The 511-nt window shown below is 42.3% G+C and carries 1 protein-coding gene; it reads left to right on the top strand.

Annotated features, from left to right (window positions below; genetic code table 11):
• A partial coding sequence (locus ACTHUR_RS18540; RefSeq protein WP_440400237.1) for a GspE/PulE family protein occupies positions 1-511 on the top strand: 511 nt, incomplete at both ends.

Below are 511 nucleotides of genomic sequence, written 5' to 3'. Positions count from 1 at the left end.
TTAAAGTGATGGCGCGTTTGGATATTTCTGAAAAACGTGTACCACAAGATGGTCGCATTCAGATTGCTTTCCATAAACATGGTCGCCCCATTGATTTCCGCGTGAGTACGCTACCTACCCTTTTTGGTGAAAAAGTAGTAATGCGTATTCTGAATTCTGATGCGGCAACTTTAAATATTGACCAGCTGGGGTTCGAACCTTTCCAAAAAGAAATGCTGCTTGAGGCCATTCATCGGCCTTATGGCATGGTATTGGTAACAGGTCCGACAGGTTCAGGTAAAACTGTATCGCTGTATACCTGTCTGAATATTTTAAATACAGAAGACGTCAACATTTCCACTGCAGAAGACCCTGCAGAGATTAATTTACCAGGCATCAACCAAGTCAACGTCAATGATAAACAAGGTTTGACTTTTGCTGCAGCATTAAAATCTTTCTTGCGTCAAGACCCTGACATCATCATGGTAGGTGAGATTCGTGATTTGGAAACTGCGGATATTGCCATTAACGC

The sequence above is a fragment of the Neisseria sp. P0021.S007 genome (assembly GCF_051956855.1).
The sequence above is the reverse complement of the archived record's forward strand: the minus strand, read 5'-3'. Positions and strand labels throughout refer to the sequence as shown.